The organism is Modestobacter lapidis, assembly GCF_054780755.1.
The window spans coordinates 1-541 of record NZ_BAAGVS010000075.1; the positions used below are offsets into that span (position 1 = coordinate 1).

Below are 541 nucleotides of genomic sequence, written 5' to 3' on the forward strand. Positions count from 1 at the left end.
TCAGGAGAATAATTTCGATGTAGACTCTATGGCAGATGAAGGTGCAAAAGATGACCCAGATGTTTGCATGAAGGAGGCGTCGAGTAAGCGAGCATACACATTCTACACGGATCAAGACAAAGTTAGATTCTTTAAACTGGTGTTTGAGAAAGTTATGAGTGCTTCAGCTGCTGCAAAACAATTAGGTATTCATGTTCGCACAGCTCAAAGATGGGCTCAAATGTACAAAACGGATTCTGATAGTATTTTTATAAAGCATAAGAAAACCGGTCGCTCGCGTATACTTCGTGACGAACACAAGCAAGTGATCTTGGAGTATATAGATGAGAATCCTTCAGTCGTCTTGGAGCAAGTAATGGAGCGACTACTTCAAAAGTTTCGGGATCTCAAGGCCTCTAAAAGCACTGTCTACAATTTTGTAAGAACTGAATGTAACTTGTCACTCAAAAAAGCCCAATTTCAGCCTGTCGATAGGAACAGTGAAGAAAAAATTCAGGAGCGTTTTGACTAGGCTCGTAAGTGGGAGTGTACGGACATGTAG

1 protein-coding gene is annotated in these 541 nt (G+C 41.2%); it reads left to right on the forward strand.

Going from position 1 to position 541, the window contains the following annotated elements; translation table 11 throughout:
- A partial coding sequence (locus ACYVG5_RS21485; protein ID WP_460683542.1) for a helix-turn-helix domain-containing protein occupies positions 1-511 on the forward strand: 511 nt, incomplete at its 5' end.
- Positions 512-541: the final 30 nt, after the last annotated feature.